The sequence below is a fragment of the Aquabacterium sp. genome (assembly GCF_044226965.1).
Taxonomy (GTDB): Bacteria; Pseudomonadota; Gammaproteobacteria; order Burkholderiales; family Burkholderiaceae_C; genus Pseudaquabacterium.
In genome coordinates this window covers 1-5,742 of record NZ_JBGAGA010000123.1, presented here as the reverse complement: position 1 = coordinate 5,742, position 5,742 = coordinate 1, and the positions used below count along the sequence as shown (strand labels likewise).

Genomic DNA, 5,742 nt, shown 5'->3' with positions numbered 1-5,742 from the left:
GATGTGCCTGCTGCTGGCCGCCGGCCTGGGCGGCATGGCGCTGCTGCTGGTGGCGGTGCTGCCGCTGTCCGCGATGCCGCAGCCCTGGCTGCTGGCGGTGGTGCCCGCGGTGCCGCTGCTGGCAGCGCTGGCCTGCGCCCTGCTGCTGTGGCGGCAGCCGGTGCAGGCGCCCTTCGCGCAGCTGCGCCAGCACCTGGCCGACGAGGGCCGCCGCCTGGCAGCCACGCCGGCAGCAGGCGCCGGGCTGCCCGCCGGCGCGCTGCGGCCGGTGCTGCGCGCGCTGCGCCGCAGCACGCGCCAGGCGCCACTGCTGACCCTGCTGGCCGCCGCCGGCGCCGGTGCCGCGCTGGTGGCCGCCAGGCCCTGGCGCTGGCCGCTGTTCTCGCGCCTGGGCGCGCCCTGGCAGGGCCAGCTGGGCGGCTGGCTGCTGCAGCAACTGGCGCAGCCGGCAACGCAGGCGCTGCTGGGCAGCTGGCTGCTGAACGCGATGGCGGCTGTGCGGGATGCCCTACCCGAAGAGGCCCCGGCCGCCGACCTCGACCGCCACCGCCGGCCGACGGCGCCGCCGGGCACCGCTTCCTAGCATGGCTGGCATGGAGACCAGGAGTTGTCACATGCCATCCTTCGCCGCTTCCTCCCGTTCGTTGACCCTTTCGCTGCTGAGCGCGGCGGTGCTGGCCGCCTGCGGTGGCGGCAGCGACGCCGACGCGACGCCGGCACCGCCGACCACGCCCCCGACGACCACACCCCCGACGACCAGCCAGAACCAGATCGACAGCTTCACCATCGCCGGCTACCCGCATGCGGTGGAAGCCTATCGCCCGATGGGCGCGTCCCGCGCGATCGTGTTCCTGCACGGCGGCGGCGGCACGCTGCATGCCATCGCGTACCAGGTGTTCCTGCACGGCGGCGGCGGCACGCTGCATGCCATCGCGTACCAGATGGGCCTGAAGACGACGATCGAGGACGCGCCGACGCTGGACACCGTGAACTGGCCCGCGCTGCAATCCGCCGGCGTGATCGCGGTGTTCCCGCAGGGCCAGTCGATCGCCGGCAATGCCCGCACCTGGCGCAACCATGCGATGGATTCGGGCCAGGACGACCTGGCCTTCCTGCAGGCCCTCGCGGCCGAACTGCGCCGCCGCTACGGCATCGGCAACGTGGCGCTGGCCGGCCATTCGATGGGCGGCGTGATGGTCAACCGCGTGTGGTGCGAGGCGCCGTCCACGTTCCAGTCCTATGTCTCGATCTCGGGCCCGGCGTCGAGCCATTACCTGAATGCCGCCACGCCCTGCCCTCAGCCCGGCCGCGCGCCCTACCTCGGGCTGTTCGGCAGCGCCGACGCCGTGATCCCCGGCGCCTGGGAGGCGCCCACCTGGACCGTCAACCCGCTGGTCATCGGCCTGCAGCCCAGCGCCTTCGTCAACCCGGTGATGGCGGGCGAATGGCAGGCCTTCCAGGCCCGTGCCCAGGCGATGTGCGGCGAAACGCCGGCGCTGATGGCGGCCACGCAGGCCGGCGGCGCATCGCGCTGGCAGGCCTGCGGCGGCCGCTTGCAGGTGCAGCTGGCCTATGGCGCCGGCCACGGCATCGACTCGATCGCCAACGCCATCGGCCAGCCGGCCTTCGGCCTCGTGGCCGGCTTCAGCGCCGCGCGCTGAGCGCCGCCAGGGCACGCCGGCGCTCGACCGGCTCGATGCGCAGCTGCTGCCGATACTTGGTGACGGTGCGGCGCGCGACCTTCAGGCCCTGGCGCGCCAGCTGGCGCGCGATCTCCGCGTCGGACAGCGGATCGTCGGGCGCCTCGGCGTCGAGCATGTCCTTCACCAGGCCACGGATCGCGGTGCCCGAGCAGGCCGCGCCGCTGGCCATGGTCATCGGTCGCGAGAAGAAGTACTTCAGCTCGAACACGCCCGCCGGCGTGGCCAGGTACTTGTTGTTGGTGACGCGCGAAACGGTGGACTCGTGCAGGCCCAGCTCGTCGGCAATCTCGCGCAGGGCCAGCGGCTTCATCGCCATCGCGCCGACTTCCAGGAAGTGGCGCTGCCGGCGCACGATGGCCTGCGCCACGTCGAGGATCGTGGCCAGCCGCTGCTCGACGTTGCGCACCGTCCAGCGCGCCTCCTGCAGGTGCTGCGCCAGCTCGCGCTGCGGCCCGGCGCCGGCGCGCGGGCGGCAGCGCAGGAACATCTCGGCATAGGCCTGGTTCAGGCACACCCGCGGCACCGCCCCCGGATTCAGGCGGGTGGTCCACTGGCCGCGTACCTTGCGCGCCACGACATCGGGCACCAGGGCCGGCGCGGTGGCACCGCCATGGCGCCAGCCCGGATGCGGCGCCAGGCGGCGGATGCGCTCGCAGGCCCGTTCCACCTGCAACAGGGGCCGGGACAGCGCCTGGGCGATGGCCGGCAGCTCGCGCGCGGCCAGCTGCGGCAGATGGTCGTCGACGATGCGACGCGCCAGCTGGCGCAGGTCCGCGTCCTCGATCAGCGGCAGCTGCAGGCGCAGGCACTCGGCCACGTCGCGCGCGCCGACGCCGGCGGGCTCCAGCGCCTGCACCTGGCGCAGCGCCTGCCGCATCTCCGCCAGCGTCGGCCGCGGCGAGAGCTCGATCAGCGGCAGCAGCTCGTCCAGCCCGCAGCGCAGGTAGCCGTCGTCGTCGAGCGCCTCGACGATCACCCGCGCCAGCCAGCGCTCGCGCTCGGCCATGGCCTGGCCGGCCAGCTGCGCGTGCAGGTGCGCGGCCAGCGAATGCTCGGCCGCGAAGCGCTCGCCAGCCGGAACGTCGTCGCCCGCGTCCGCCGGCCCGACGCTGGCGCCCTGCAGCCAGGGATCGGGGTCCGCATCGCGCGGCGCATCAACGTCTTCGACCGCGCCATCGTCCGGGAGGGGGTCAGCCGAACCGTCGAGGCCTTGATCCAGCGCCAGGAAAGGATTGCGCTCCAAGGCCTGGGTCAGCACCTGCGCGAAATCCTGCGACGAGAGCTGAAGCAGGCGCACCGCGTGCTGCAGCCGCGGCGAAAAGCGCTGTTGCTGCCGGTGCTCGGCGTGCAGGTCCATCATCGGGCGCATCGGGTGGCTCCTGTTCGGCAAGGGTGCGAAGGAGCGCCCAGTATTCGCAGCCTGCCGGCGCACCGGCAGCGGCCGACAGCGCGGCCGCACGTCAGCAACCGCCTACAACGCATCGCGGGACCGCCCGATCCCCCGCCCCCGGCCGCGCAGCGACGATGCCCCCATCCCGCAGCCGCCAGGATTCCATGAGCACCCACCACGCCCTGGTCGTCGACGACGACATTGCCTGTGCCAAGACCCTCGCCGAGCTGATCGCCGGCGAGGACTTCAGCGTGGCCTGCGCGCATTCGCTGCGCGACGCACGCCGCCAGCTCGTGCTGCAGCCGCCCGACCTGCTGCTGCTGGACCCGCAGCTGCGCGATGGCAGCGGGATCGAGCTGTTCAGCGACACCGATCTGACGAGCCGCCCGGAGGTGGTGCTGACCGGCGCGCGCGCCGGCGCCGAGGCACGGCTGCGCGCGCTGGGCCGCGACCCGGCGGCCTTCCTGCCCAAGCCGGTGGACCAGCATCAGCTGCAGGCACTGCTGGCGCGGCTGATGCGGCCGGCCAACGCCGCGGCCCCCGATGGCCGCCCCTCTTTCATGCTAGGCGTCTCGGAGGCGATGCAACGCATCGCCCGCCAGATCGAGCGGGTGGCGCCGACCGCGCTGACGGTGCTGATCAGTGGTGAGAGCGGCACCGGCAAGGAAGTGGTGGCGCGCGCGCTGCACGCCGCTTCGCGGCGGCGCGACAAGCCGATGCTGGCGCTGAACTGCGGCGCGATCGCACCGAGCCTGGTGGAGAGCGAACTGTTCGGCCACGAACGCGGCAGCTTCACCGGCGCCGAGCGTCAGCACCGCGGATTCTTCGAACGCGCCGACGGTGGCACGCTGTTCCTCGACGAAGTCACCGAGATGAGCCCGGCCCTGCAGGTGAAGCTGCTGCGGGTGCTGGAAAGCGGCCGCATCCAGCGCGTGGGGGCCACGCAGGACCAGGCCTGCGACGTGCGCCTGATTGCCGCCACCAACCGCTCGCCGCAGCGCGCGGTGGCCGAGGGCCGGCTGCGTGCCGACCTGTACTACCGGCTCTGCGTGTTCCCGATCGAGCTGCCGCCACTGCGCGCGCGGCTCGACGACGTGCCGCCGCTGGCCGAGCATTTCCTGGCCCAGGTGGGTGCGCAGGAGGGGCGGGTCAAGCGCTTCACGCCGCAGGCGCTGGCACGGCTGGCGTCCTGCTGCTGGCCGGGCAACGTGCGCGAGCTGCGCAACGTGGTGCAGCGGGCCTACGTGATGGCCGAGGGCGACAGCATCGACGAGTACGCGCTGCCACCGGTACCAGCGCGGCAGCCCGCACCGTGGCCGCCGCGGCGACGGATCACTTCAGGGGGATGGGCGTCGCGCGATCGACTGCGACCGAGGTGACGCTGTTCTGCGGCGAGCCGTCGATCAGCCGGTCGGAGTAGGTCAGGTAGACCAGCGTGTTGCGCTTGGGATCGACCATGCGCACGATGCGCAGCTTCTTGAACACCAGCGAGATGCGCTCGTTGAACACCTCCTCCTGCTGCGGCAGCGGGCCGCTGAAGCTGATGGGCCCGGTCTGGCGGCAAGCGATCGACGCCTCGGACTTGTCCTCGGCCAGGCCCAGCCCGCCCTTGATGCCGCCGGTCTTGGCGCGCGACACATGGCAGGTGACGCCGGACACGCGCGGATCGTCGTAGGCCTCGACCACGATCTTGTGGTTCGGCCCGATCAGGATGAAGGCGGTGCTGACCTCGCCGATCTGCTCGGCGCCGGCCGGCGCACCCAGCAGCGCCAGCAGCGCGACGCCGAGCATGGACAGGTACTTGGAATGGGTCATGGCGATCCTTTGTAGAGGGGGGGCCGCGTGTCAGGCACATCCCACATGCGAACCCGTTGCCCGCCGATAGGTCGGGCTGCGGGCGAATCCTAATCTCTCGGCATCCCTTCCACCTCTTCGAAAGGTCGTGCCATGAATGCCCGAATGACGCACCGGATGGCGCCGCTGCTGGGTGCCCTGATCGCCGCGCTGTCGATGGCCGCGTGCAGCAGGTCCGACGACGGCCACACCGTGGGCCAGAAGATGGACTCGGTCATCGCCGATGCACAGCAGAAGGCCGCCGAGACCAAGACCGAGGTCAAGCAGGAACTGACCGACGCGGCCATCACCGCCAGCGTGAACGCCGAGCTGGCCAAGGACCCCACGCTGAGCGCGATGCGCATCAACGTGGACACCAGCCACGGCGAGGTGTCGTTGCGCGGCACCGCGCCCGACAACGCGGCGCGCGAACACGCCACGCAGCTGGCGGCCGCCGTGAAGGGCGTGAACCATGTCGACAACCAGCTGGTCGTGAACCAGTGACAAGCCGCTCCGGAGGCACCATGAACCACCCCCTGCACCGTCTGGCCTTCGTGGCCACGCTCTGCGGCGCCCTCGGCTGCGCGCTGCTCAGCAGCGCCTGTTCCAGCACACCCACCCAGGCCAGCCTCGGCGAGACGGTGGACGACAGCTGGATCACGACCAAGGTGAAGAGCGCCTTCGTCGATGACAAGGCCGTCAGCGCGCTGAACATCCAGGTCGAGACCTTCAAGGGCAACGTCCAGCTCAGCGGCTTTGCCAACAGCGGCGACGAGCGCCGCCGCGCCGAGGAACTGGCCAGTGCGGTGAAGGGCG

6 protein-coding genes and 1 pseudogene are annotated in these 5,742 nt (G+C 72.1%); 5 read left to right on the top strand and 2 right to left on the bottom strand.

Annotation, left to right across the window (positions count from 1 at the left end; translation table 11 throughout):
* Both ACILR4_RS28725 and ACILR4_RS28720 read left to right on the top strand, forming a co-directional pair.
* Positions 1-583: pseudogene (locus ACILR4_RS28725) on the top strand (hypothetical protein); the annotation flags it as partial.
* A gap of 31 nt (positions 584-614) precedes the next feature.
* A complete protein-coding gene (locus ACILR4_RS28720) occupies positions 615-1,661 on the top strand; it encodes a hypothetical protein (RefSeq protein WP_395704312.1) in 1,047 nt (348 codons plus the stop codon).
* Here ACILR4_RS28720 and rpoN read toward each other — a convergent pair.
* Positions 1,645-3,072 (bottom strand): RNA polymerase factor sigma-54, encoded by a 1,428-nt coding sequence (rpoN, locus tag ACILR4_RS28715; RefSeq protein ID WP_395704311.1) that lies wholly within the window; start codon positions 3,070-3,072, stop codon positions 1,645-1,647. The two genes, ACILR4_RS28720 and rpoN, sit on opposite strands and share 17 nt — an antisense overlap.
* Before the next feature lie 185 nt (positions 3,073-3,257).
* Here rpoN and ACILR4_RS28710 point away from each other — a divergent pair, with 185 nt between their 5' ends.
* Positions 3,258-4,472 (top strand): sigma-54-dependent transcriptional regulator, encoded by a 1,215-nt coding sequence (locus tag ACILR4_RS28710; protein WP_395704310.1) that lies wholly within the window; start codon positions 3,258-3,260, stop codon positions 4,470-4,472.
* Here ACILR4_RS28710 and ACILR4_RS28705 read toward each other — a convergent pair.
* Positions 4,426-4,908: a CreA family protein gene (locus ACILR4_RS28705; RefSeq protein WP_395704309.1), complete on the bottom strand. Its 483-nt coding sequence runs from the start codon at positions 4,906-4,908 to the stop codon at positions 4,426-4,428. The genes ACILR4_RS28710 and ACILR4_RS28705 overlap by 47 nt on opposite strands.
* Positions 4,909-5,040: 132 nt before the next feature.
* Here ACILR4_RS28705 and ACILR4_RS28700 point away from each other — a divergent pair, with 132 nt between their 5' ends.
* Both ACILR4_RS28700 and ACILR4_RS28695 read left to right on the top strand, forming a co-directional pair.
* Positions 5,041-5,430, top strand: a complete 390-nt coding sequence (locus tag ACILR4_RS28700; protein ID WP_395704308.1) for a BON domain-containing protein — start codon at positions 5,041-5,043, stop codon at positions 5,428-5,430.
* 20 nt (positions 5,431-5,450) lie between these two features.
* Positions 5,451-5,742: BON domain-containing protein (locus ACILR4_RS28695; RefSeq protein ID WP_395704307.1), on the top strand; the 292-nt coding region annotated here is incomplete at its 3' end.

Coding starts and splice junctions, on each gene's coding strand:
- ACILR4_RS28710 (WP_395704310.1), top strand. CDS start 3,258: ATGAGCACCCACCACGCCCTGGTCGTCGACGACGACATTGCCTGTGCC.
- rpoN (WP_395704311.1), bottom strand. CDS start 3,072: ATGCGCCCGATGATGGACCTGCACGCCGAGCACCGGCAGCAACAGCGC.
- ACILR4_RS28720 (WP_395704312.1), top strand. CDS start 615: ATGCCATCCTTCGCCGCTTCCTCCCGTTCGTTGACCCTTTCGCTGCTG.
- ACILR4_RS28700 (WP_395704308.1), top strand. CDS start 5,041: ATGAATGCCCGAATGACGCACCGGATGGCGCCGCTGCTGGGTGCCCTG.
- ACILR4_RS28705 (WP_395704309.1), bottom strand. CDS start 4,908: ATGACCCATTCCAAGTACCTGTCCATGCTCGGCGTCGCGCTGCTGGCG.